At 72.6% G+C, this 23,052-nt stretch carries 26 protein-coding genes; 14 read left to right on the top strand and 12 right to left on the bottom strand.

Annotation, left to right across the window (positions count from 1 at the left end; genetic code table 11):
- The first annotated feature begins 127 nt into the window (after positions 1-127).
- Both VH969_RS05250 and VH969_RS05245 read left to right on the top strand, forming a co-directional pair.
- Positions 128-703, top strand: coding sequence for an Rv2134c family protein (locus tag VH969_RS05250; RefSeq protein ID WP_331971205.1), 576 nt, complete (start codon positions 128-130; stop codon positions 701-703).
- Positions 700-1,500: an Rv2133c family protein gene (locus tag VH969_RS05245; protein ID WP_331971293.1), complete on the top strand. Its 801-nt coding sequence runs from the start codon at positions 700-702 to the stop codon at positions 1,498-1,500. Before VH969_RS05250 ends, VH969_RS05245 begins: the two co-directional genes overlap by 4 nt.
- Here the strand turns inward: VH969_RS05245 and VH969_RS05240 are convergent.
- Together VH969_RS05240 and VH969_RS05235 are read right to left on the bottom strand one after the other, a co-directional pair.
- Positions 1,470-2,597, bottom strand: coding sequence for a winged helix DNA-binding domain-containing protein (locus VH969_RS05240; RefSeq protein ID WP_331971202.1), 1,128 nt, complete (start codon positions 2,595-2,597; stop codon positions 1,470-1,472). The two genes, VH969_RS05245 and VH969_RS05240, sit on opposite strands and share 31 nt — an antisense overlap.
- A gap of 11 nt (positions 2,598-2,608) precedes the next feature.
- Entirely contained in the window at positions 2,609-3,757 is a 1,149-nt protein-coding gene (locus VH969_RS05235; RefSeq protein WP_331971200.1) for an epoxide hydrolase family protein, read from the bottom strand.
- Positions 3,758-3,820: 63 nt separating this feature from the next.
- On the opposite strand from VH969_RS05235, the gene VH969_RS05230 reads away from it, so the two are divergent.
- Positions 3,821-4,783, top strand: coding sequence for a helix-turn-helix transcriptional regulator (locus VH969_RS05230; protein ID WP_331971198.1), 963 nt, complete (start codon positions 3,821-3,823; stop codon positions 4,781-4,783).
- A 111-nt stretch (positions 4,784-4,894) separates the two neighbouring features.
- Here VH969_RS05230 and VH969_RS05225 read toward each other — a convergent pair whose 3' ends face one another.
- Positions 4,895-5,803 carry a VOC family protein gene (locus VH969_RS05225; protein WP_331971196.1) on the bottom strand — a complete coding sequence of 303 codons (909 nt, stop codon included), beginning with the start codon at positions 5,801-5,803 and terminating at the stop codon, positions 4,895-4,897.
- Positions 5,800-6,321, bottom strand: coding sequence for an RNA polymerase sigma factor (locus tag VH969_RS05220; RefSeq protein WP_331971193.1), 522 nt, complete (start codon positions 6,319-6,321; stop codon positions 5,800-5,802). The genes VH969_RS05225 and VH969_RS05220 overlap by 4 nt, the downstream gene beginning before the upstream one ends.
- A gap of 81 nt (positions 6,322-6,402) precedes the next feature.
- Here VH969_RS05220 and VH969_RS05215 point away from each other — a divergent pair, with 81 nt between their 5' ends.
- The 6 genes from VH969_RS05215 to trxA all read left to right on the top strand — a co-directional run bounded on the left by VH969_RS05215 (position 6,403) and on the right by trxA (position 10,487).
- Positions 6,403-7,215 carry a DUF3097 domain-containing protein gene (locus VH969_RS05215; RefSeq protein ID WP_331971191.1) on the top strand — a complete coding sequence of 271 codons (813 nt, stop codon included), beginning with the start codon at positions 6,403-6,405 and terminating at the stop codon, positions 7,213-7,215.
- A gap of 35 nt (positions 7,216-7,250) precedes the next feature.
- On the top strand, positions 7,251-7,679 hold the full coding sequence (locus tag VH969_RS05210) for an NfeD family protein (protein ID WP_331971189.1): 429 nt from the start codon (positions 7,251-7,253) through the stop codon (positions 7,677-7,679).
- 144 nt (positions 7,680-7,823) lie between these two features.
- Positions 7,824-9,191, top strand: coding sequence for an SPFH domain-containing protein (locus VH969_RS05205; protein WP_331971187.1), 1,368 nt, complete (start codon positions 7,824-7,826; stop codon positions 9,189-9,191).
- Between the two features lie 110 nt (positions 9,192-9,301).
- Positions 9,302-9,637, top strand: a complete 336-nt coding sequence (locus VH969_RS05200) for a YciI family protein (RefSeq protein WP_331971185.1) — start codon at positions 9,302-9,304, stop codon at positions 9,635-9,637.
- 92 nt (positions 9,638-9,729) lie between these two features.
- Positions 9,730-10,149 (top strand): MerR family transcriptional regulator, encoded by a 420-nt coding sequence (locus tag VH969_RS05195; RefSeq protein ID WP_331971183.1) that lies wholly within the window; start codon positions 9,730-9,732, stop codon positions 10,147-10,149.
- Positions 10,146-10,487, top strand: coding sequence for a thioredoxin (trxA, locus tag VH969_RS05190; protein ID WP_331971181.1), 342 nt, complete (start codon positions 10,146-10,148; stop codon positions 10,485-10,487). Before VH969_RS05195 ends, trxA begins: the two co-directional genes overlap by 4 nt.
- Here the strand turns inward: trxA and VH969_RS05185 are convergent.
- A complete protein-coding gene (locus tag VH969_RS05185) occupies positions 10,484-11,368 on the bottom strand; it encodes a ferredoxin family protein (protein ID WP_331971178.1) in 885 nt (294 codons plus the stop codon). The genes trxA and VH969_RS05185 overlap by 4 nt on opposite strands.
- A gap of 236 nt (positions 11,369-11,604) precedes the next feature.
- Here VH969_RS05185 and VH969_RS05180 point away from each other — a divergent pair, with 236 nt between their 5' ends.
- Both VH969_RS05180 and VH969_RS05175 read left to right on the top strand, forming a co-directional pair.
- Positions 11,605-13,320 (top strand): ABC transporter transmembrane domain-containing protein, encoded by a 1,716-nt coding sequence (locus VH969_RS05180; RefSeq protein WP_331971176.1) that lies wholly within the window; start codon positions 11,605-11,607, stop codon positions 13,318-13,320.
- A 52-nt stretch (positions 13,321-13,372) separates the two neighbouring features.
- Positions 13,373-15,124: an ABC transporter ATP-binding protein gene (locus VH969_RS05175; protein WP_331971174.1), complete on the top strand. Its 1,752-nt coding sequence runs from the start codon at positions 13,373-13,375 to the stop codon at positions 15,122-15,124.
- A gap of 70 nt (positions 15,125-15,194) precedes the next feature.
- On the opposite strand, the gene VH969_RS05170 is transcribed toward VH969_RS05175, so the two are convergent.
- Positions 15,195-16,187, bottom strand: coding sequence for a helix-turn-helix transcriptional regulator (locus VH969_RS05170; protein WP_331971171.1), 993 nt, complete (start codon positions 16,185-16,187; stop codon positions 15,195-15,197).
- 100 nt (positions 16,188-16,287) lie between these two features.
- On the opposite strand from VH969_RS05170, the gene VH969_RS05165 reads away from it, so the two are divergent.
- A complete protein-coding gene (locus tag VH969_RS05165) occupies positions 16,288-16,692 on the top strand; it encodes a VOC family protein (protein ID WP_331971168.1) in 405 nt (134 codons plus the stop codon).
- 229 nt (positions 16,693-16,921) lie between these two features.
- Here VH969_RS05165 and VH969_RS05160 read toward each other — a convergent pair whose 3' ends face one another.
- The 3 genes from VH969_RS05160 to VH969_RS05150 all read right to left on the bottom strand — a co-directional run bounded on the left by VH969_RS05160 (position 16,922) and on the right by VH969_RS05150 (position 19,344).
- Positions 16,922-17,119, bottom strand: coding sequence for a hypothetical protein (locus VH969_RS05160; protein WP_331971165.1), 198 nt, complete (start codon positions 17,117-17,119; stop codon positions 16,922-16,924).
- A gap of 107 nt (positions 17,120-17,226) precedes the next feature.
- Positions 17,227-18,933 (bottom strand): putative bifunctional diguanylate cyclase/phosphodiesterase, encoded by a 1,707-nt coding sequence (locus VH969_RS05155; protein WP_331971162.1) that lies wholly within the window; start codon positions 18,931-18,933, stop codon positions 17,227-17,229.
- A 60-nt stretch (positions 18,934-18,993) separates the two neighbouring features.
- Complete coding sequence (locus VH969_RS05150) at positions 18,994-19,344, bottom strand: hypothetical protein (RefSeq protein ID WP_331971159.1); 351 nt, start codon at positions 19,342-19,344, stop codon at positions 18,994-18,996.
- 102 nt (positions 19,345-19,446) lie between these two features.
- On the opposite strand from VH969_RS05150, the gene VH969_RS05145 reads away from it, so the two are divergent.
- Positions 19,447-20,229: a glycerophosphodiester phosphodiesterase family protein gene (locus VH969_RS05145; protein WP_331971156.1), complete on the top strand. Its 783-nt coding sequence runs from the start codon at positions 19,447-19,449 to the stop codon at positions 20,227-20,229.
- On the opposite strand, the gene VH969_RS05140 is transcribed toward VH969_RS05145, so the two are convergent.
- Together VH969_RS05140 and VH969_RS05135 are read right to left on the bottom strand one after the other, a co-directional pair.
- Complete coding sequence (locus VH969_RS05140) at positions 20,226-20,954, bottom strand: hypothetical protein (RefSeq protein WP_331971153.1); 729 nt, start codon at positions 20,952-20,954, stop codon at positions 20,226-20,228. The genes VH969_RS05145 and VH969_RS05140 overlap by 4 nt on opposite strands.
- On the bottom strand, positions 20,947-21,543 hold the full coding sequence (locus VH969_RS05135) for an RNA polymerase sigma factor (RefSeq protein WP_331971150.1): 597 nt from the start codon (positions 21,541-21,543) through the stop codon (positions 20,947-20,949). The genes VH969_RS05140 and VH969_RS05135 overlap by 8 nt, the downstream gene beginning before the upstream one ends.
- Before the next feature lie 67 nt (positions 21,544-21,610).
- On the opposite strand from VH969_RS05135, the gene VH969_RS05130 reads away from it, so the two are divergent.
- The gene (locus VH969_RS05130) at positions 21,611-22,285 is read left to right on the top strand and encodes a hypothetical protein (protein WP_331971147.1); all 675 of its coding nucleotides are present in this window, start codon (positions 21,611-21,613) and stop codon (positions 22,283-22,285) included.
- 42 nt (positions 22,286-22,327) lie between these two features.
- Here the strand turns inward: VH969_RS05130 and VH969_RS05125 are convergent, their stop codons facing one another.
- Positions 22,328-22,972 (bottom strand): transglycosylase family protein, encoded by a 645-nt coding sequence (locus tag VH969_RS05125; protein ID WP_331971144.1) that lies wholly within the window; start codon positions 22,970-22,972, stop codon positions 22,328-22,330.
- Positions 22,973-23,052 lie beyond the last annotated feature (80 nt).

Raw genomic sequence — 23,052 nt, 5'->3', positions numbered from 1 at the left:
GCAACCCTAACCGGTCAGCCCCGCCGGACGGCCTTCGATAACGTTGCCGAAGATCCAGCTTGGTGCGGGCGGCGGCGGGGGAACAGGCCTGCTCGACCGTGTCGTTTGCCGTAGTGTCGGAGGTGCCATGGCTCGTGTCATTCACGTCTTCCGCCAGCCCGATCGGTTCGTCGCCGGCACAGTCGGGCAGCCCGGCGACCGCACGTTCTACCTGCAGGCCTCCGAGAGTGCCCGGACCATCAGCGTGACGCTGGAGAAGCAGCAGGTGGCGGTGCTCGCCGAACGTATCGGCTCGCTGCTCGAGGAGGTCCACCGGCGGTTCGGGGCCGACCTGCCCGACGAGACGCCGGACGATCTCGTCGACGCGGACCCGCTCCGGGTGCCGGTCGAGGAGGAGTTCCGGGTCGGCACCATGGGCCTCGGCTGGGACTCCGAGACGCGCGCGGTCGTGATCGAGCTGCTCGCGATCACCGAGGGCGAGGTCGACGAGTCGGTGGTGCTCGACGACACCGAGGAGGGCCCGGACGCGGTGCGGGTGTTCCTGACACCGGCCGAGGCGCGGGCGTTCGCCGAGCGCGCGGACCGGGTGATCAACGCGGGACGCAAGCCGTGCCCACTATGCGGTGAGCCGCTGGACCCGGCCGGGCACGTGTGCCCGCGGCAGAACGGGTACCGGCGCACCGACGAGGACGAGACGGACTGAGCTTGTTCCCGACCGATCCGGCCGTCGCCGAGCTGCTCACCCGGGGTCGAATCGAGGTCGAGGGCCGCCTCGTGGACGCGTCCAACGCGACGCTGTTCTGCGAGATCAGCGGCGGGGACGCGGTCGCGCACTGCGTGTACAAGCCGGTGTCGGGCGAGCGGGCGCTGTGGGACTTCCCGGACGGGACGCTGGCCGGCCGCGAGGTGGGCGCGTACCTGGTGTCCGAGGCCGCGGGCCTGCACCTGATCCCACCGACCGTGCTGCGTGCGGGCCCGTTCGGCCCGGGCATGGTTCAGCTCTGGGTGGACACGAAGGAAGGCGACGACCTCGTCGACGTGCTGGCTCCCGACGACGTGCCGAACGGCTGGCGGCGGGTGCTGCGCGCCCATGACCGGTTCGGCGATCCGGCGGTGCTCGCGCACTCCGACCACCCGAGCGTGCGGCTGATGGCGGCGCTGGACGTGGTGCTCAACAACGCGGACCGCAAGGGCGGCCACGTCCTGCACGGCACGGACGGCAACGTCTACGGCGTCGACCACGGCATCTGCCTGCACACCGAGCACAAGCTGCGAACCGTGCTGTGGGGCTGGGTGGGCGAGCCGCTGCCCGGGGACGTGCTGGAGATGCTCGCGACGCTGCGCGAGGCGCTGGACGACTCCCTGGCCGCCGACCTCGGCGAGCACCTGACGAGAGCGGAGATCCGCTCGTTGAAAAGACGCACCGAGCAGTTCCAGCACAAGGCGGAGTTCCCGACCCCGGACGCGGACTACCGCGCCATTCCCTGGCCCGCGTTCTGACCCAGGACCACGTCCCGGGTCTCCGCGCCCGCGGCGGCGAACTCCAGCATCCGCCGGCCCTCGCGCACCAGCGCGGCGGTGTCCTTCTTGGACACCTTGGCCCACGGCGTGATCGTCAGCGTCGCCGACTTCCGCTCCTTCGTGACGCGCCATTCGCCGCGCAGGAACCCGTCCACCAGGAACGTGCCCGGGAAGACGCCGTTCCGCACCCCGAACAGCCGCTTGCGGAACTCCTCGCTCATCACCCGCGACCGGTCCGCGTGGGACAGCAGGAGGTTGTCGAACTCCGGCAGGAACCGCACCGGCACCGGCAGGTCCTCCGGCGGGCGGGGTGCGTCGGGCAGGTCGAACAGCTCGCGACCGGACGGGTCGGCGAACACCCTCAGCCGGGGCCGGAGCGGGTCGACCACCTCGCGCAGGCGGGTCAGGCCGGCCCAGGTCTGGATGTCGGCGATCGACGCGGGGCCGAACGCGCCCAGGTAGCGCAGCACGAGCCGGGCGGGGTCCGGCGCGGTGTCGAGGGACCGGCCCAGCCAGTGCTCGGCGGTGCGGTACCGCGTCTGGCCCGAGCGGCCCCACACCGCCCGCGGCGGCACCTGCACCAACGCCAGCAACCCGCGCGCGGCGTGGGCGAGCGAACCGGGCGGCACGTCCGGCCACCGCGCGGCGAGCGCGTCGCCGAGCTCCTTCCCGGTCAGCGCCTCGCCATCGAGGACGGACCGGGCCGCGTCCGCGACCTCGCCGACGTCGAGGTCGGTGAGGTGGCGGGCGTGCAGCGCGTTCGTCCGCAGGTCCCGGTCCATGATCACCTGGACCAGCGGGCGCAGGAAGCACGCGTCCGCGGCGGTGACCAGGTGGACGGTGCCGCGCATGAGCACGACCCGCACCACGCGCCGCTCGAGGAGCGCGTCCGCGAGCTCGTCCGCACGGAAGCCGGCGAGCCGGGTCCAGAGCCCGGTGTAGGGCGGGAACGGCGCCTGCGCCTGCAGGCCGACCAGGTGCTCGATCGCCGCCTCGGCCGACCGCGCGTCCCGCTCGATCAGCAGCTGGCGGGCGAGCGTCGCCCGGTTGATCGCCCGCAGGCTCAGGACCTCCACCGCAACCCTCCTCAGCGCAGCCCGCGGAAGAACTCTCGCACGTCGCCGACCAGCAGGCCGGGCGCCTCCATGGCGGCGAAGTGGCCGCCGGTGTCGAAGTCGGTCCAGTGCGTGATCGTGTTGGTCTCCTCGGCGTACCGGCGGATCGGGATGTCTTCGGCGAACGCGGCGACCCCGGTCGGCACCTCGGTGCGGTAGGGCCACTCGCCGACGTGCATGTTCTCGTAGTACAGCCGAGCGGCCGACCCGGCCGTGCCGGTCAGCCAGTACAGCATCACGTTGGTGAGCATCCGGTCCCGGTCGACCGATGCCTCGGGCAGGTCCGTGGCCGGGTGGGTCCACTCCTTGAACTTCTCCACGATCCAGGCGAGCTGGCCCACGGGCGAGTCGGTGAGCGAGTACGCGATCGTCTGCGGGCGGGTGGCCTGCACCTGGAAGTAGCCGTTGCCCTCGTGCTGGAACTTCTGCTGGCGGGCCCAGCGCGCCTTCTCGACGTCGGTCAGCGTGTCCTCGTCGACGCCGCCGAACGGGATGAACCCGACGGTCGCGGCGTTGACGTGGACGCCGACCACGTGTTCGCCGTCGACCCGGCCGAGGTCGGGGGAGACCAGCGCGCCGAAGTCGCCGCCCTGGGCGCCGTATCGCTCGTAGCCCAGCCGCGCCATCAGCTCCGCCAACGCGCGGGCGATCCGCCGGGTGTCCCAGCCGGCGTCGCGGGTCGGACCGGAGAAGCCGAAGCCGGGCAGGGACGGGATCACCACGTGGAAGGCGTCCGCGGCGTCGCCGCCGTGCGCGACAGGGTCGGTCAGCGGGCCGAGCACGTCGAGGAACTCGACGACCGAGCCGGGCCAGCCGTGGGTGAGGACCAGCGGCAGCGCACCTGGCTCCGGCGAGCGGACGTGGACGAAGTGGACGGTCGCGCCGTCGATCTCGGTGACGTACTGCGGCAGGTCGTTCAGCTGCTTCTCGTGGACGCGCCAGTCGTAGCTCGTGCGCCAGTGCTCGGCCAGCTCGCGCAGGTACCCGAGCGGGACGCCGCGGGTCCACTCGGTGCCGGGCAGCTGGTCGGGCCAGCGGGTGGCGGCGAGGCGGCGGTTCAGGTCGTCCAGTTCGGACTGCGGGACGTCGACGCGGAAAGGGCGGATGTCGGTGTTCGTCATGCTCCCGACGCTACGGACCATTGGTGACAGATGTTGTCACCAATGCGTGCGAGAATTCGAGACGTGTGGGAGACCTCCGGACGGCTGCTGAAGCTGCTGTCGTTGCTGCAGGCTCACCGCGACTGGACCGGCGGCGAGCTCGCCGACCGGCTCGGCGTCACGCTGCGGACCGTGCGCCGCGACGTCGACCGGCTGCGCGACCTCGGCTACCCGGTCACCGCGACGCCCGGCGCCGCGGGCGGCTACCGGCTCGAGGCCGGCGCGGCGATGCCCCCGCTGCTGCTGGACGACGACGAGGCCGTCGCGGTCGCCGTCGGCCTGCGCACCGCGGCGAACGGCACGGTGGCCGGCATCGAGGAGACGTCGGTCCGCGCGCTCGCGAAGCTCGAGCAGGTGCTGCCCTCGCGCCTGCGCCGCCGGGTGGCCGCGCTGGGATCGGCGACCGTGTCGCTCGCCGCCCGCGGCCCGACCGTCGACCCGGGTCTGCTGGCGGTGCTGGCCGGCGCGTGCCGCGACCGCGAGTCGCTGCGGCTGCGCTACGTCCGCGCGGACGGGACGCAGAGCAGGCGGCTGGTCGAGCCGGTACGCCTCGCGTGCACGGGCCGCCGCTGGTACCTGCTCGCGTGGGACCGCGAGCCGGCCGGGTGGCGCACGTTCCGGGTGGACCGGATCGCCGGCACGCCCTCGCCCGGCCCGCGGTTCCCGCCCCGCGACCCACCCGACGAGGACGTCGCCGGCTACATCTCCCGCGCGATCTCCAGCTCGCCCTACCGCTATCAGGCCACGATCCGCCTGCACGCGCCCGCCGAGGTCGCCGCCGAGCGGGTCCCGCCGGCGGCCGGCCTGGTGGAGGCCGTCGACGAGCGCAGCTGCCTGCTGCACGTCGGCGGCCCGTCGCTGGCCGAGTTCCCCGTCTACGTCGCCCAGATCGGCTTCGAGTTCGAGGTGCTCTCGCCACCTGAGCTCGTCGAGCAGGTCCACGTCCTGGCCGGGTTGTTCGGCCGGGCGGCCGCGTCGTCCTCGTGACGTCGCCGTGCGCACGGGCCGGGCCCGTCCCGCGACCCCCACCCCGGGCGGGACGGGCCCGGCCGCGATGCCCCTCGGCCTCTGCGGCCGCGCCGCGGTGCCGGTGCCGGTTCAGTTCGCGGGCTGCCAGAGCTCGAACCGCACGCCCTGGTCGTCCTCGCACTCCGCCTTCAGCCCGTACGGCCGCCGCTCGGCGGTGCCGGCGATCCCGCCCGCGGCCCGCACCCGGTCGAGCGCGGCGTCGAGGTCGTCGACCCGGTAGCAGAGCTGGATCTGCGGCTCGACGTCCTCGGGCGACCACACGCCCATCGGCGGGGTCGTGTCGTCCGACCGCCACGCGCCCGGCTGGCTGCCCGGCGTGAACGGCACCTGCAGGACGGCCTCGTAGAACGCCCGCGCGCGGTCGGAGTCCTCGGCGATCATCGTCACGCGGGCGACGTCGCCCTGGCGGAACCGGGTGGCCCAGGCCGGCGGGCGCAGCAGGATCCAGCGGTGACCGAACGGGTCGACGATCACCGAGCCGCGCCCGTACGGCTGGTCGGCCGGCTCGCGTTCCACGGTCGCCCCGCGCGCGCGGGCCAGCTCGGTCGTCGCGTCCACGTCGGCGACCTGCAGGTGCAGCGTGTGGCTGAACTCGGTCGGGGAGTCCGGCGCGCGCACGGGCACGTCGGGCCACAGCTCGGACCGCTCGGAGAACATCAGCACGCCGTCGCCGATGCCGACCTCGGCGTGCCCGACCGTGTTGTCGTCGTTGACCCACATCTCGCCGCGCGGCTCGGCGCCGAGCACCTCGACATACCAGTCGAGCGCGCGGCGGGCGTCGGCGACGACGATGTACGGGGTGAGGGCCGCGGGCCAGGCCGCCTGGCGCTGGACGGACGGGGTGAGCTGGGAAGTCATGTCTGCTCCTGTCTGGTCGAACACGGCGCGGGTCAGCCGCTCCCGCAGCCGCGCGGCGAAGGCCGGGTCGGGGTCGGCCGGCGTGACGGGCTCGCGCAGCACGTCGAACGGATCGGTCATGACGAGCCCTCCTCTCCGGCGTAGCGGCGGCGGAACGCGCCGCGGGCACGCACCAGCAGCGCCTCGGTGGCGTGCACGGTGCGGTCGAGGTGACGGGCAACCTCGGGGACCGGCAGCCCGTCGAGGTAGCGCAGGGTGAGCGCGGCCCGGTGGTGCGGGCCGAGCTCGTCGAGGACCTGGCGGGCGCGGATCTTGTCCACCGCGACGTCCCACGGGTCCTCGACCGTGTCCAGCTCGCCGTCCAGCAGCCGCATGCCGCGCTGCTCGCGCTCGACGCGGCGCCAGTGGTCGGCGAGCTTGTGCCGGGCGACGCCGATCAGCCACGCGACGGACGGCTCGGCCGCGTCCGGCTTGCGTACCGCGTGCACGGCGGCGAGGAACGCCTCGGCGGTGAGGTCCTCGGCGAGCGGCACGTCCCCGCAGCGGGCCAGCAGGTAGCCGTAGACGTGCGGCAACGCCTCGTCGTACAGCTCCAGCAACCCGAGTGCCGGATCGGGCGCCACCCCTGGGGTGCTCACACCGACATAGTCGTCCGGGAGACCGACACTCCGACGGGCGCGTGCCGAAGTTTCCCGCGAAAGATCAGTAGGGTCGCGGCCGTGAGCTTCGACCGGTACGGCCACGACGTCCTCGCCCGCAAGCCGAACCGGCGGGCGGTGCCCGAGGTGGTGGCCGAACTAGGCCTCGTCGTGGAGGACCCGGCGAGCGGCTTCTGCGGCGCGGTCACCCGCTTCGAGCACGGTCACGTCGTCCTCGAGGACCGGCACGGCCGGCACCGGCTGTTCCCGCTCACCCCGGCAGGGTTCCTCGTCGACGGCAAGCCCGTCACCCTCACCCGGCCCGCGCCCGCCCCGGCGCGGAAGACGGCGGTCTCCGCGTCCGGCTCGGTCCGCGTCGAGGGCCACCAGGCACGCACCGCGCGGGACAGCAGGCTGTGGGTCGAGGGCATCCACGACGCCGAGCTCGTCGAGCGGGTGTGGGGACACGACCTGCGCGTCGAGGGCGTCGTGGTCGAGCCGCTGCACGGCGTCGACGACCTGCCCGGCCGTGTCGCGGAGTTCGGCACCGGGCCGGGCCGCCGGCTCGGCGTGCTCGTCGACCACCTCGTCGCCGGCAGCAAGGAGTCCCGCATCGTCGACGGCGTGCGCGACCCGCACGTGCTCGTCACGGGTCACCCGTACGTGGACATCTGGCAGGCGGTCCGGCCGGCGGCCGTCGGCATCGCCGCGTGGCCGGTCGTGCCGCGCGGACTGCCGTGGAAGGAAGGCGTGTGCGAGGCGCTGGGCTGGGGCGATCCGGCCGACGGCTGGCGCCGCGTGCTCTCCCGCGTGCGCAGCTACAAAGACCTGGAGACACCCCTCATCGGCGCCGTCGAGCGGCTCATCGACTTCGTCACGACCGGTGAGGAGTAGTGACCGTAAGGCCCGGACTCTGAGATCATTGGGGCATGGCCGCGCTGCTATGGCTCATCGGGGGCATCGCGCTGATCGCCGCCGAGGTCCTGTCCGGAGACTTCTTCCTGCTGATGGTCGGCGTCGGCGCGCTGTTCGCTGCGGCCGCCGACTGGATCTTCGGGAACACGATCATCGCCGCGGTGGTCTTCGCCGTCGTGTCCATCGGGCTCGTCACCTTCGCCAGACCATGGCTCAAGCGCAGGCTGCACGGCGACCTCGTGCACACCAACGCGGACGCGCTGATCGGCCGCAAGGCCGTCGCGGTCTCGACGGTCAACCAGCACGGCGGCCAGGTACGGCTCGACGGCGACCTCTGGTCGGCCCGTGCGTTCGACGACAAGAAGGAGATCTCGCCCGGCGCCGAGGTGACGATCGTGGAGATCTCGGGCGCCACCGCCGTCGTGCTCTCGGAAGGCGAGTGATCGCGCGAGTGAGACGGCATTCAGGTGATCGCGGCCATCTTCTCGGTGGACGCGGCGCTCGCATGAGCAGGTTCGGGACGATCTTGTGATCTACTTCCAGCGCGCCGACCAGGAGGCGCCGACCCGAGCCGGAGTGGAGGCACGTTGACCATCCTCATCATCGTCGTGATCGTGGTGCTGTTCGTCGTCACGATCGTGGTGAAGTCGATCCTGGTGATCCCGCAGGCGCAGTCCGCGGTGATCGAGCGGCTGGGCAGGTTCCGTTCGGTGGCCGAGCCCGGCCTGAACTTCCTCGTGCCGTTCCTCGACCGGGTACGGGCTCGCATCGACCGCCGCGAGCAGGTGGTCTCGTTCCCGCCGCAGCCGGTGATCACCCAGGACAACCTGACCGTGTCGATCGACACCGTCGTGTACTTCCAGGTGACCAACCCGCGCGACGCGGTGTACGAGATCTCCGACTACATCGTGGGCGTCGAGCAGCTGACCACCACCACGCTGCGCAACGTGGTCGGTGGCATGAGCCTGGAGGAGACCCTGACCTCCCGCGACTCGATCAACGGGCAGCTGCGCGGCGTGCTCGACGAGGCGACCGGCCGGTGGGGCATCCGGGTCGCCCGCGTCGAGCTGAAGGCCATCGACCCGCCACCGTCCATTCAGGACTCCATGGAGAAGCAGATGCGCGCGGACCGCGAGAAGCGCGCCATGATCCTCACCGCGGAGGGCACCAGGGAGGCGGCCATCAAGACCGCCGAGGGGCAGAAGCAGAGCCAGATCCTGTCCGCCGAGGGCGCGAAGCAGGCCGCGATCCTCGCCTCCGAGGGGGAGCGGCAGTCCCGGATCCTGCGCGCCCAGGGTGAGCGTGCGGCCCGGTACCTGCAGGCGCAGGGCCAGGCGAAGGCCATCGAGAAGGTGTTCGACGCGATCAAGGCCGGCAAGCCGACCCCGGAGGTGCTGGCCTACCAGTACCTGCAGACGCTCCCGCAGATGGCGCAGGGCGACGCGAACAAGGTGTGGATGCTGCCCAACGACTTCGGCAAGGCCCTCGAGGGCTTCGCCAAGGCGCTGGGCGCGCCTGGTGACGACGGCGTGTTCCGCTACGAGCCACCCGCCTACGAGCCACCCGCGTACAAGGACGAGGACGAGGACGAGATCAAGAGCTGGTTCGACACCGCGAGCGACCCGAAGGTCGCCGAGGCGGTGCGCGAGGCCGAGGCGGTCGCACGCCAGGAGGTGCCGAGCCCGTTCGCGCCGTCGGCCTCGCCGGTGCGGCCGGCCATCGCGCCGTCGGCCACGCCCGACGTACCGCCGACCCCGGCTCCGCCCACGGTGCCACCGTCGGTGCCGCCGGGTCCGCCGTCCGTGCCACCTTCGGTCACTCCACCGGCACCCGCGCCCGACACGTCGACGCCTCCGCCGACCCGGCCGCCGGCCCCGCCGCGGCCGGCCGGTCCGGGCCGGTCGGGTGGGTCGGAGTCGACCGAACTGTCGGACGAGGACCCGCCCCGGTACTGAGCGACACCACGATCGGCGCCCCGTGTTCGCGGGGGCGCCGATTTTTCGTACCGGTAGATACGCGTGGTCGCCGTTCGTCGGGTAGGTGTAGACGAGGAAGCGGAGGAACCATGAAGTACCTGCTGCTGATCTGCACCGAAGGCCACTTCGACCCGGACGATTACGACCCGGCGGAGCTCGACGCCCGGCCGTGGGTTGACGAGATGACCCGCCGCGGGATCCGGCTGACCGGCAACCGCGTCCGGGCGGCGAGCGACGCGACGACCGTGCGCGTGCGCGGTGACGAGACGCTCGTGACCGACGGTCCGTTCGCCGAGACCAAGGAACAAATGGGCGGCTTCGACATCGTCGAGTGCGCGAACCTCGACGAGGCGGTCGAGGTCGCCGCCAAGCACCCGATGGCCAGGCTCGGCATGGTCGAGGTCCGCCCGTTCTGGACCGGCTGACCGCTGCCGCCGGCGCCCGCTCACCGTGTTCGACGGTCGCCCCGCGCACGAGGTTTGCCTTGACGCGCGCGTCAATGTTTACGCTCGGGTGTATGCGAATCGGTGAGCTCGCCCGCCGCGCCGGCACCACCACCCGCGCGCTGCGGTTCTACGAGTCCCAGGGACTGCTCACGGCACAGCGCTCGGCGAACGGCTATCGCGAGTACGGCGAGGACGACCTGCGCCTGGTCGCCGAGATCCGGACGCTGCAGGACATCGGCCTGACCCTCGACGACACCCGGCCGTTCGTCGAGTGCCTGCGTGCCGGGCACTCGACGGGCGACGCCTGCGGCGACTCGATCGAGGTGTACCGGCGCAAGCTGGCCGAGGTCGACGCCTGCCTGGAGCGGCTCGGTGCCATTCGCGCCGAACTGCACGGCAAGCTCGCCGACGCGCTCGCCCGGCACGACGACGGGCCGGGTTTCGTCGCCGACCCGTGCACAGTTGCCTACCCGAGCAAGGAGCTTCCGTGACCACCACGTCCAGCCTGGCCGCCGTCACCGACGAGACGTTCGCCGAGGAGGTGCTGCGCAGCGGCAAGCCCGTCCTGGTCGACTTCTGGGCCACGTGGTGCCCGCCGTGCAAGATGATCGAACCCGTGCTCGCCGAGATCGCGGAGGAGCGCGCGGACGTCCTGGCCATCCGCAAGATCAACTACGACGAGAACCCGCGCACCGGGACCGCCTACCAGGTGCTCTCGCTGCCCACGATGATCCTCTTCCGCGACGGCGAGCCGGTCCGCACGTTCGTCGGCGCGCGTCCGAAGTCCCGCGTGCTCGCCGACCTCGACGAGGCGCTCGGACTGCGCTAGCTCGCCCGGACCTCCAGAGCCTCGAGCGCGATCGCCGGGGTAGGGGCCTTGGTGCAGCTCGCCGGCCGTGGCGGGCCGATCTCCCGTTCGGTGACGGTGACCCGCCACTGCCGGCCGTCCACGTGGTCGACGGTGACCACCTCGCCCTCGACCGCCGCGACTCGCAGCGCGTCCGGGTCCTGCTCGCCGGTGCGCGCACGCACCGCGAGCTCGGCCACCTGGCCGGCCGCCGGCCACGTCGACCGGCCACGGCAGTTGTCGGTGACCACACTTGCTCGGCCGAGCAAACCCGCGGCGAAGTCCACGTCGAGCCGGCCGTAGGAGTAGCCCGTCGGTAGGCGGACCGCGGTCGGCGCGAAGCGGTGCCCGCCGAGGTGCGTGCTCTCCCACACCGCGTCGCCGTGCCGCCGGGCCAGCGCCGCCGCGACCGGACGGCCGCGCAGCGCGCAGCACACGTCGCGGCGGCCGTTGGTGCACACCAGCAGCAGGGGAGCGGCGACCCGCTCGCCGAGCAGGCCCGGCTCGCCGTTACCGGCACGCGTGAAGTCGAGGTCCAGCAGCGCCTTCGGGTCGGTGACCATCGTGCGTTCCAGCCACGTGTTGCCGGGCGCGGTGTGCGCGAGGTACACGTGCCGGGGGACCGGGCGGTGCCGGTCGGGGTGGCTGCCGGGCCGGCGGATCAGGACGATCCGCACGCCCGTGCCGGCGGCGAGCGCCGCGAGGTCACGGGAGACGCCGGAGTCCAGATGGCTCGTGGCGAGCGCGTCGCGCCCCCACGGGCCTGTCTGCTCCACGCACAGCCACGACCGGGCCGTCGCGGCGGTCCCGGCCAGCGGCTCCCCGATCGCCTCGGCCAGAGCCGAGCAACGCACCGTATCCATCCACACCAGACTCTCACGCGAGCCACGGTCGCGGCCGCGCGCTCGTTGTCGTTCCCAGCGAAACCAACCGGACGTCCGGCGTCCGTGCCACCGTCCGCGCCCAAGCAAGGTACCCCCGTCCATCCGGATTATCTGTCCGGTGGCCCACCGGCACCGCGGCTCGATGTCGCTACGCGCGAACGGCCGGATCCGTTAATGAATTACCGGTCCCGGCGCTGATCCATATGGTGGAGAGCATGCGCCTCAAGGCTCCCCACGCCGATCCCGGCGTTCCGGACACTCAGAGCGCGCTGCGGTACCTGCTGTGGTTGGTGAGAAAGCAACCGGGCCGGGTGTGCCTCGGCGTCCTGTTCGGCAGTACGTGGATGCTCGTGCTCGTCGTGCCGCCCTACCTCATCGCCCACGCCGTCGACGACGGGCTGCGGGCCCGCGACATGGGCCGGCTCGGGCTGTGGACCGGCCTCATCGCGCTCACCGGCATGGTCAACTCCGTCATCGGGATCATGCGCCACCGCACGATGACGTTCGTGCGGCTCGACGCCGGCTTCCGCACCGTCGAGGTCGTGATCCGCCACGCCGTCCGCGTCGGCGCCGAGCTGCCGCGCCGGGTCAGCACCGGCGAGGTCGTCTCCATCGGCGCCGCCGACCTCGACCGCATCATGCGCACGATGACCACCACCGGCCCCGGCGTCGGCGCGGTCGTCGCCTACGCCGCGGTGGCCGTGCTGCTCGTCGGCATCTCGCCGCTGCTCGCCCTCGTCGTGCTGCTCGGCGTCCCGGCCCTGCTGCTCTCACTCGGCCCGCTGCTCAACCGCATGCGGGAGACCGAGACCGCCTACCGCGAGCAGCAGGGCGCGCTCGCCGCCCGCGCCGGCGACATCGTCGCGGGCCTGCGCGTGCTGTGCGGCATCGGCGGCAAGGACCGATTCGCCGAGCGCTACCGCCGCGAGTCCGGCGCGCTGCGCGACGAGGGCTACCGGGTCGGCGCGGTGTCCAGCTGGATCGAGGCCGTCACGGTTGGCATGCCCAGCCTGTTCCTCGCCGCCGTCACCTGGCTCGCGGCACGGATGACCGCCGCCGGAGAGATCACCATCGGCGAGATGGTCGCCGTCTACGGCTACGTCGCCATGCTCGCCACGCCGGTGTACTTCCTCATCGAAGGCGCCCAGGACATCAACCGCGGGCTCGTCGCCGCCCGCCGCGTCGTCCGCGTCCTGACCCTGCGGCCCACCGTCGCCGACCACGCCGCCACGCCCTGCCCGACCCGGGCCGCCGAGCTCCACGACCCGGCCTCCGGGCTCACCGTCCGCCCGGGGGAGCTGCTCGCGGTCGCCGCCGCGTCGCCCGCCGACGCGCTCGCCGTCGCCGACCGGCTCGGCCGCTACGTCGACTCCGACGCCACCTGGGCCGGCCGGCCGCTCGCGACCATGCCCGTCGACGAGGTCCGCCGCCGCATCCTCGTCGCCGACAACGACGCCTACCTGTTCGCCGGCCCGCTGCGGCACGCGGTCGCCACCGAGACCGACCACGACGACCACGAGATCCACGCCGCCGTCCACACCGCGGTCGCCGAGGACGTCGTGACCGGCCTGCCCGACGGCCTCGCGTCCTACATCGAGGCGCAGGGCCGTGACCTGTCCGGCGGCCAGCGCCAGCGGCTGCGGCTCACCCGCGCCCTGCTCGCCGACCCCGAGGTGCTGATCCTCGTGGAGCCGACCTCCGCGGTCGACGCGCACACCGAGTCCGTCATCGCCACCCGGCTGCGCGAGACCCGCCGCGACCGCACCACCGTGCTCATCGCCACCTCGCCGCTGCTGCTCGACCTCGCCGACCGCGTCGTCTTCCTCGTCGACGGCCGGGTCGCCGCCACCGGCACGCACGGCGACCTGCTCGCCACCGAGCCCGGCTACCGCGCCCTCGCGTACCGCGGCAGCGAGGAGGAGCTGGTATGACAGTTCCGCCGCCCCGAAATGCCGGCTCCGTGCGTCGCCGCGGGGTGAGACGGTGACCCAGAAGCACACCTGGCAGCTGCCGGTCGCGAGCCGTGCCGCCGTCCGCCGCGCCAACCGGGAGCTGATCACCACCGACCCGCGCGGCACCGTCCTCGTCCTGCTCACCACCTCGCTCGCGGCCGCCACCGGCCTCGCCGCGCCGTGGCTGATCGGCCGCATCGTCAACCACGTCGAGGCCGACGGAGCCGACACGTCCACTGTGGACATGCTGGCGTTCGCGATCGTCGGCGCCGCGATCGCGCACGTGGTGCTCACCCGCTTCGCGCACTACCTCGCACACCGCTTCGCCGAGCGCTCGCTGGCCCGGCTGCGCGAGGAGTTCGTCGATCGCACGCTCGCGCTGCCCACCTCGGTGGTGGAGCGCGCCGGCACCGGTGACCTGATGGCCCGCACCACCGGTGACATCGCCGTCGTCGGCGGCGCGCTGCGCGACGCGGCACCCGAGGTGTTCGTCGGCGCGTTGCAGACGCTGTTCATCCTCGGCGCGGTCTTCCTCCTCGACCCCGTGCTCGGGCTGTGCGCGGCCACCGGCGTCGGCGCGCTCTGGTTCACCGGCCGCTGGTACGTCCGCCGCGCCCGCGATGGCTACCTCGCCGAGGGGTCGGCGAACTCGGAGATGTCCGAGACCCTCGCCGCCACCGCCGACGGCGCCCGCACGGTCGAGGCGTTCGGCCTGCAGCGCCGCCGCGTGCGGGCCGGCGACCGCAGCGTCGCCGAGGCGCACCGCACCCGCGTGTACACGCTCTTCCTGCGCTGCGTGCTGTTCCCGCAGGTCGACTTCTCCTACATGCTGTCGACGTGCGTCGTCCTCGTCGCCGGCGGGCTGCTGTACACGAACGGCCAGGCGACGCTCGGCGCGGTCGTGTCGGCCGCGCTGTACTCGATGCAGCTCGTCGACCCGGTCAACCGGGTGCTGATGTGGGTTGAGAACCTGCAGCGGAGCAGCGCCTCACTGGCCCGCCTCAAGGGCGTGGCCGAGGCCGGTACGGAAGTCCCGCCGGGCGGGCACCCGCGCGACGACCGGCTCGAGGTCACGGGCGTCCACTACGCCTACCACGCGAGCTACCGCGACGTGCTCCACGGCGTCGACCTCTCCGTGCGGCCGGGGGAGCGGCTCGCGATCGTCGGCCCGTCCGGCGCCGGCAAGTCCACCCTCGGCCGGCTGCTCGCCGGCGTCGACCGGCCGCGTGCCGGCACGGTGTCCGTCGGCGGCGTGCCGGTCGCCGACCTCGCCCCGGAGGAGCTGCGCCGCCGGATCGTCCTGGTCACCCAGGAGCACCACGTGTTCATCGGCACCGTCCGGGACAACCTCGCCATCGCCGCACCGGCCGCGACCGACGCCGACCTGCTCGGCGCGCTCGCCGCCGTCGACGCCGAGTGGGTGCACACGCTGCCCGCCGGCCTGGGCACCGAGCTCGGCGCGGGCGGCCTCGCCCTCGACGCCGCCCAGGCCCAGCAGCTCGCGCTCGCCCGGGTCGTCCTCGTCGACCCGCACACGGTGATCCTCGACGAGGCCACCGCACTGCTCGACCCGGCCACCGCTCGCCAGGCCGAGCGTGCGATGGGCGCGGTCCTCGCCGGCCGCACGGTGATCGCGATCGCCCACCGGCTGCACACCGCGCACTACGCCGACCGCGTCGCGGTGATGGCCGACGGCCGGATCACCGAGCTCGGCAACCACCACCAGCTCGTCGAGGCCGGGGGAGAGTACGCCAGGCTGTGGCGGTCCTGGCACGGCGCGTGACGCGTGGGGGATGCGCGATCCCGCAAGGTGTTCTATGGTCAGTTGATCAAAGCGACCGAGCGCGGGCCGGTCAGTCCCTTTGTCCATTCGGCGACATGTCGTCGTGTCTACTTGTCGCCTTTTCGCCGTACCGTGCCGTGAGCTCGGCACCGATACGGGCGAGCTCGTCACGGACGGGGTCGGACTCGACGACCTCGACCGTGTGGCCCCACCCCGCGATCCGTTCGGCAATCGAGAGCGGCATGTGCGCGGCGAGCCGGACGCGGGCGCGCCCGTCGGGTTCCTCGCCGAGAACCTCGCAGTGCCGGCCGAACTGTCGTTGCAGGACTGGCACGAACCGCGGCTCGATCAAGATCATCGCCGACACGGGGGAGCGGCGCCGCTCGACCTCACCGACCACCTCCTGCCACGCCTCGGCGAGCTCGAAGTCGTCCGGCCGCTCGGCCGGCTCGTCGAGCATCTCGGCGTCGGAGACGCGGTCGACGCGGAACGTGCGGCGGCCGCGGTCGGTGCCGGCCACGAGGTACCAGACGCCGCCCTTGTCGACCAGGCCCCACGGATCCACGACGCGCGACGTCCGGGCCTGCCCCCGCCCCTGGTAGGCGAACCGGACCTGCCGGCGGCGCACGACCGCGCGCTGCAGCACCTCCACGGTGACGGGACGGTCGCGGTCCTGGCCGCCCCACCGCGCCGGGTCGATCACGACCGCCCCGGCGGCCGCCTCGGCGTCGGCCCGGAACGTCTGCGGGAGCGCCCGCACGAGCTTGCGTAGCGCGGCCTTGACCTCCGGCGCGACCGCTGCCGCCGGGCCGACGAGCAGGAACAGCGCCTGTGCCTCGGCCGCGGTCAGTCCACTGAGGTCGGTACGCGCGCCACCGATGAGCGACCAGCCGCCGCCACGCCCGGCCTGCGGGTACACGGGGATGCCGGCGGCCGAGAGAGCCTCGAGATCGCGGCGGGCCGTGGCCACGGAGACCTCGAGCTCGCCGGCGACCTCCGCGGCGGTGACCCGGCCACGCGACTGCATCAGCAACAGGGTGGCCACGAGGCGGTCGGCGCGCACGCAACGATCCTCGCAGAGAAAGTGCTCGGTACGTGAGCAGTTTTGTCCGGATGATTGCTCTCAATGGCTCTGAAGGACGCTGAGAGAAGGGAACGGACCGATGCTGCGAGGCTTCGCGACGATCAACTACTACGCCGACGACCTGGCCGCGGCGCGCGACTGGTACGCGGAGTTCCTGGGCGTGGACGCGTACTTCGAGGTGTCCGGGGGGTATGTCGAGTTCCGCGTAGGCGACTCGGCGGACGAACTGGGCATCGTCAACCGGGCTTACCAACCACACCCGACGGGCGAGCCGGCCGGGCAGATCATGTACTGGGCCGTGGACGACGTGCAGGCGACACTGGACCGGCTGCTCGCCATGGGCGCCATGGAACACCAGCCGGTGACGAAGCGGGGCGGCGGGTTCGTGACGGCGTCGGTGACCGACCCGTTCGGCAACGTACTGGGCTTCATGTACAACCAGCACTATCTGGACGTGCTGCGGGAGACGGCCGCCTCCCGTTAGTTGACATAATGTAGATTATCGAACTTACCGGTGGCAGATGATCTCCGAGCGCGGCCGAGTCCTCTGTGGACGGCGTGGCCAACGTGGCCAACGGAGTCCGTGACGGCGCCCCTGCAACGCCGCCACGGCACGACTTTTCCTGCCCGGCACGGCGAACCCGCCGCCTGAAGACCCCCCACCGGGATCCGGCCACCAGCGCCCTATTTCGTCACTTGACGAAATAGGGCCGTCAGGCGGCCCTCGCCGCCTCGACCAGGACCCGTTCCACGCGGGCGATCAGCGACGCGCGGCGAAGGCACCAGACGCGGAATGCGCGCCGGTCGTTCGCGTCGAGGGCCGCGTCGATCTGCACGTCGGTGTTCTGGATGCAGATCTGCAGGCCACTGATCTCCGCGCTGCTGTCGGACTTCGCAATCGACTGGGACATATAGCGCACCGCCAAAACCACTGAGCATCGTCGTGCTCCCCATCGTCGCCCCGGCTACTCGACAAGCGGTGGAGCCTGACTGGCGAGCGGCACGAGGACGCGTGCGCTCAGCCGCGGTTCTCGGAGAGCCGCTCCTCGGTGACGGGCGACGGGATCATCCGCGGCCGCCGTACCCAGGACGCGTGCGGCCGGGACAGCAGCTCGGTCAGCGGCTCGGGCTTGCCGAGGTGGAAACCCTGCGCGACGCGTACGCCGAGCCGCGCCAGCGCGTCGACCTGCGTCGAGCGCTCGACCCACTCGGCGACCACGGAGATGCCGAGCCCGCGGGCGATGTCGACGATGCCCTGCACGAGCACGGTGTCGCGGCTGCCGTAGTCGATGCCGCGGACGAACTCCCCGTCGATCTTGACGCCGGTGATCGGCAGCTGTTTCAAGTGGACGAACGAGCCGAAGCCGGCGCCGAAGTCGTCCAGCGAGATCCGGCAGCCGCTGGCCCGCAGCCGCTGCGCCAGCGAGCGTGCGGCGGCCAGGTTCGTCACGGCCGCGGTCTCGGTGATCTCGAAGCCCAGCCGCCCGGGCGCCACGCCGGCGGCGGCGATGCGGCCGAGGACGAAGTCGCCGAACTGCTCGTCCTCGAGTGTCCGGCCGGACACGTTGACGTTGAACCGCAGGCCCGGGTACGGGTGCGAGACGAGCGCGTCGATGGCGGTGCCGACGACCCAGCGGTCGATGTCGAAGACGAGGTCACCCCGCTCGACCGCGGGCAGGAACTCTCCCGGCCCGAGGTAGGGCTCGCGGCCGTCTTCCAGGCGCAGCAACAGTTCGTGGCCGACGACGCGGTTGCTGCCGAGCTTGACCATCGGCATCGCGTGCAGGGCCAGCCCGCCGTTGGCGAGGGCGTCGCGGACGCGGTCGAGCACGGTCACGCGCAGCGCGGTGTCGGTGTAGTGGCCGTGCTCGTAGACGGTGACCCGGTTGCGGCCGGCGGACTTCGAGGCGTGCAGCGCGAGGTCGGCGTTGGCGAGGACGGCCTGCCAGCTGTCGCCGGAGCGGAACTGGGCGACGCCGGCGCTGACCGTGGTGCGGCTGGTGGCGCCGTTGTTGCCGCTGAGCGGGACGGCGGCGACCGCGTTGCGCAGCCTTTCGGCGAGGTCGACCGCCTCCTGCTCGTCGCTGTCGGCGAGCACGACGGCGAACTCGTCGCCGCCGAGCCGGCCCAGCGCATGTCCGTTGTCGAGGCGGTCGCGCAGCACGTCGGCGAGCATGCACATGACCCGGTCCCCCGCCGGGTGGCCGCGCAGGTCGTTGATGTCCTTGAAGTTGTCGAGGTCCAGGACGAGCAGGGCGCCGTTGCCGCCGAGGGCGAGGCGGCGTTCGAGCTCGCGGGTCAGCGCGCGGCGGTTGAGCAGACCGGTGAGCGGGTCCTCGTCGGCGAGGCGGACGAGCTCGGTCTGCCAGGTGCCGCGCTGCTTGGGGTCGACGCTGAGCTCGCGCCAGCGGCTGACGTCGGTGACGCGGTACAGCAGGCGGTCACCGGGGAGCTCGGTGCAGCGGGCCTCGAGCCAGCGGTGCCCGTCCTCCCCCGCGGCGAGCGAGATGACGACGCCGTCGGGGCCGGGCTCGGTCGGGATGCCGGCGAGGAGCGCCGGCAGGGAGCGGCTGGCGAGCTGCTCGACGGTGAGGTCCAGCAGGTCGGCCATGCGCTTGTTCACCCAGCGGACCCGACCACGTGGATCGGTGACGGCGAACGCGGTGTCCGCCGCGTCGAGCACAGCGGCCAGCACGTCGGCACCCACGGTGCTTTCGGTGCTCATTCCGGCGCCTCATTTGTTGAGTCGGCAACTGTGCGCGAAAGAGTAGACGACGTTTACCCCTCAGCGCAGCCGCTCCAAACTATGAGCACTGCGCACCACCTGTGCCGCCAGGTCCTTCAGCTCGCCGGGCGCGGCCCCGTCTTCCGCTGCCGTGACCACGTCCTCGGCTGCGCAGCGTAGCTGGAACAGCCGGTCCTGCAAATCGGTCAGCTCGGCCGCCGAGAGCACCACGGCGTCCTCCGGCAGGCCACCGCGTTGGACGGCTGACCGTCGCTCGTAAGCCCGCTGCCTGCAGGATTGCGAACAGTAACGACGCGGGCGACCTACGCGACCATCCTCCGGAAGGGGTACTCCGCACCACCCACAGTGTTTGGAATCGGTCCGAGATTTGATCCGTTCCGGTGTGATCATCGTGGGCCGTATGGAGTAATCGGACGCTGGGCCATGTGCCAGACGCTATCTCGCCGTGGTTCGTGCACCCACCCGCCACGCCGCTGAGGCAGACTCGGTGCTGTGCAGGACAGCCATGCGTTCTTCTCCGGGCCCTACCCGCGTGCGTTCGTCCACCGCGGCTGGCACTACGACGACCTGGCCGGAATGGAGAACTCGCTGTCGGCGTTCCGCCGGGCGGTCGACGAGGGCTACCACTACCTGGAGACGGACGTGCACGCGACGAGCGACGGGGTCGTCGTCGTGCAACACGACCCGGTGCTGGACCGCACGACCGACGCGAGCGGCGTGGTGGCGCGGCTGCCCTGGTCGGTCGTCGGCAAGGCGAAGATCGGCGGCCGCGAGCCGGTGAGCCGGCTGTCGGATCTTCTCGAGGAGTTACCGGACGCGTTCTTCAACATCGACGTGAAGGCGGAGTCGGCGATCCAGCCGCTGATCGACACGTTGCGGCAGGCCAACGCGTTCCGCCGGGTGTGCGTGGCGTCGTTCTCCGAGGCGCGGCTGGCGAAGGTGCGGCGGAGCGCGGGCGACGGGCTGCTGACGTCCATGGGCACCAAGGCGATCGCCCGGCTGTGGGCGAGCGGCCGGCTGCCGTCGTGGGTGCAGAGCCGGCGCGGTGAGCAGTACATCGCGCAGGTCCCGGTGCGCCACGGCCGGCTCACGGTCGTCGACAAGCGGCTGATCGCCGCGGCCCGGCAGCGGGGCATCGAGGTCCACGTGTGGACCATCGACGAGCCCGACCAGATGCACGAGCTGATCGACCTCGGCGTGGACGGCCTGATGACCGACCGGCCGGCGGTGCTGCGGGACGTGCTGCGCGAGCGCGGACTGTGGGCGGTCGCCTAACGCAGTGACCGGGCGACGACAATCGCCTGTTCCCTCGTGAGGTCGCCTTCGATGCGGTAGGTCAGCCCGCGCTCCTCCCAGATGAGTGTCCTCGCCGCGAGGCGGGCGGCCTCCTCGTGGACGACGCCGTGCTCGTCCACGTAGATGACCGGGTGCGGGGCGGGGATCCAGATCGCGGGCGCGCCGTCGACGTCGGTGCGGACCGCCTCGCCGGCGTGGAGGAACTTCTCGAAGACCGGGGAGATCCGGCCGCCGAACTCGTCCACCCGTGCGCCCGGGTAGCGCAGCGACACGACCCGCGGCACGCCGTCGGCGCTGTCGATCACCCGCACCGAGTCGGGGTCGCCGAGCAGCGCCGGCACCCGGATGTCGAACCGGACCGCGGCCCGCGCGTCCTCCAGCGACATGTCCCGCTCCCCCGGCTGCGGCACGTCCGAGGTCGTCGGCGCGACCGGCGGCGGCGAGTAGTGGATCTCCACGCCGCCGACGAGGAAGTCCAGCACCGCCGCGCGCACGGCCGGCGAGACGGCCATCGCGAGGGCGAGCGCCACGAGCAGGGCGACGGCGGCCGCGACGAGGCGCGGCAGCACGCGCGGGGCCGGGCGGCGTACGGGTTCGTCCAGCCGGGCGAGGACGGCGGCGGCCAGGCCGGCCGGCGGCTCGGGCACCTCCAGCCGGCCGCCGAGCTCACGCAGGGCGGCCTCGACGCGCTCGTCGCTAGTCACCGGCCACCTCCTCCGCGAGCCGGGCCGGCAGCGCGCGGCGCAGTTTGACGATCGCCCGGGACAGGCGCGACTTCACCGAGCCGCGCGGCCAGGCGAGCACCTCCGCCGTCTCGGCCTCGCTCAGGTCGAGGAAGTACCGGCAGGTCAGCACCTGACGGTCCCGGTAGGACAGCCGGTTGACCGCGGCCAGCAGCCGGGCCCGGTCGTCGGCGGCGACCGCGGCGCGCTCCGGCTCGACGGGTTCCACGTCCGGCTCGGCGAGCCGCAGCTCCAGCGCGTGGCGGCGCCGGTAGCCGCGGCGGGCGTTGCTGGTCTCGTTGGCGACGATGCGCAGCAGCCACGGCCGGAACGACGCACCCTCGCGGAACGAGCCGAGCGAGCGGTACGCCTTCACGAACGCCTCCTGCACGACGTCCTCGGTGTCGGCGCCGGCGCCGAGCAGGTGGGCGGTCCGGTGTGCGAGCGCGCCGTACCGGGCGACCAGGATCGCGTACGCGTCCTGCTCGCCGGCGCGGGTCCGGGCCACTGCCTCGGCGTCTGCCGGCCCGTCGGTCGTCTCGTTGTCCGTGGGCGTCCTCCTCGACCACACCTGGTACACCGCCGGGCCGCGGCGGGTTCCACCGGAACCGCGCCGGGCCGCGCGGTGTAGTCAGGGCATGAGAAGGATCCTCGTGGTGCTGGTCCTCGTGCTGACCAGTGGGCTCTTCGTGACGTCGGCCGCGCAGGCCGGCAACTGGGAGGAGACGCTGCTCGACCCGCCGCCCGCGCGCATCGAGCCGGGCGTGACGTACACCTTCGGGTACTGGATCCTGCAGCACGGGTCCTACCCGTACCTGGGCGGTGACCTCGGGCCGACCGCGCTCGTGGCCACGTCGAAGAACGGCACGAAGGTGACCTTCGCCGGGACGCCCGCCAGGACGCGCGGGCACTACTTCGCGGAGGTCGTGTTCCCGTTCGCCGGCGACTGGACGATCGGGTCGGACCACGAGGTGCTCATGACCGACCCGCTCGTCGCGACCGTGACCGTGCCGGGGCCGGTCCACGTCGCGCCGAGCGAGATGAAGGAGCGCGCGCCGTACGGGTGGGGCGACGTCCACCCGTCGTTCCCGCCAGCCGCGCCGGACGCGGCAGGTGCCGCGCCCGGCGGGGTGCCCGCGGTGGTCGAGCCCACGACCGCGCCGCGGGTGGCGACGAAGAGTCAGGCCACTGTGGACGAGCCGGGCGTGTCGCTCCCGTGGCCCGTGGTCGCGCTCGCGGGCCTGGCGACGGTCGGCTTCGCGGTCTGGCTCGGCCGCCGCTACGCCGGCTCGAACGGGAAGGCCAACCGGTAGCGGCGCCGGGCGGTCCGCTGTCGTGGACGGGCCGCCCGGCACTCATGCCGGTGGCTTCCCCTTCCAGGCGGCGCGCCACGTCTTCGGCCCGAGGCGGCCGGAGGTCTTGATGCCGTTGGCGCGCTGCAGGGCGAGTACGGCCGCGCGGGTCTCGGCGTAGTAGCAGCCGGTGCCCTGGAAGTCGTAGCCGAACCTGTTCATCCGCAGCTGCCAGATCCGCAGCGGGGCGTCGCAGTCGCCGTAGGCGTAGACCTTGCCCGGCCACGCGGGCATGCCGGACGGCGGCGGCGCGTGTCCGCTGCCGATGTAGGCGGCCTCGGCCCAGGTCGGCACGCGCTTGCTGCGGGCCGAGGCGTCCTCACGCAGGCCGAGCATGCGGGCGCAGGTCCACGGCTGCCAGCCACGCATCCGGTACAGGTAGAGCGCGCGATAGTCCTGCTCGCGCGGGCTGGCCCGGTGCGGGTAGCCCGTGCCGCCGACGCTGCGCCACGTCGGCAGGTCGAACTGGTAGGCGCCGTAGTGGCCGTGGGCGGCGGCGACGTCGTAGCGGCCGCTGGATTCGCACATCCGCAGCCGGGCCCAGGAGCCGGCGGGCGGGTCGGCCGCCGCCGGGTTGGTGAGGACGGCCTGCACGCCGAAGGCGGCAATCGCCGTCAGAAGGGTGATCAGCAGGGAACGGACAAGCATGCGTCTTCCGTTCATGCCTGCCGACGGTAAACATCTTTCACAGAAGTCACAACTGCAACTTTCAACTCATCAGCATCGCA

The sequence above is a fragment of the Actinophytocola sp. genome (assembly GCF_036555685.1).
Taxonomy (GTDB): Bacteria; Actinomycetota; Actinomycetes; order Mycobacteriales; family Pseudonocardiaceae; genus Actinophytocola.
Note: the sequence above shows the minus strand (reverse complement) of the source record. Positions and strands in the feature narration are given on the sequence as shown.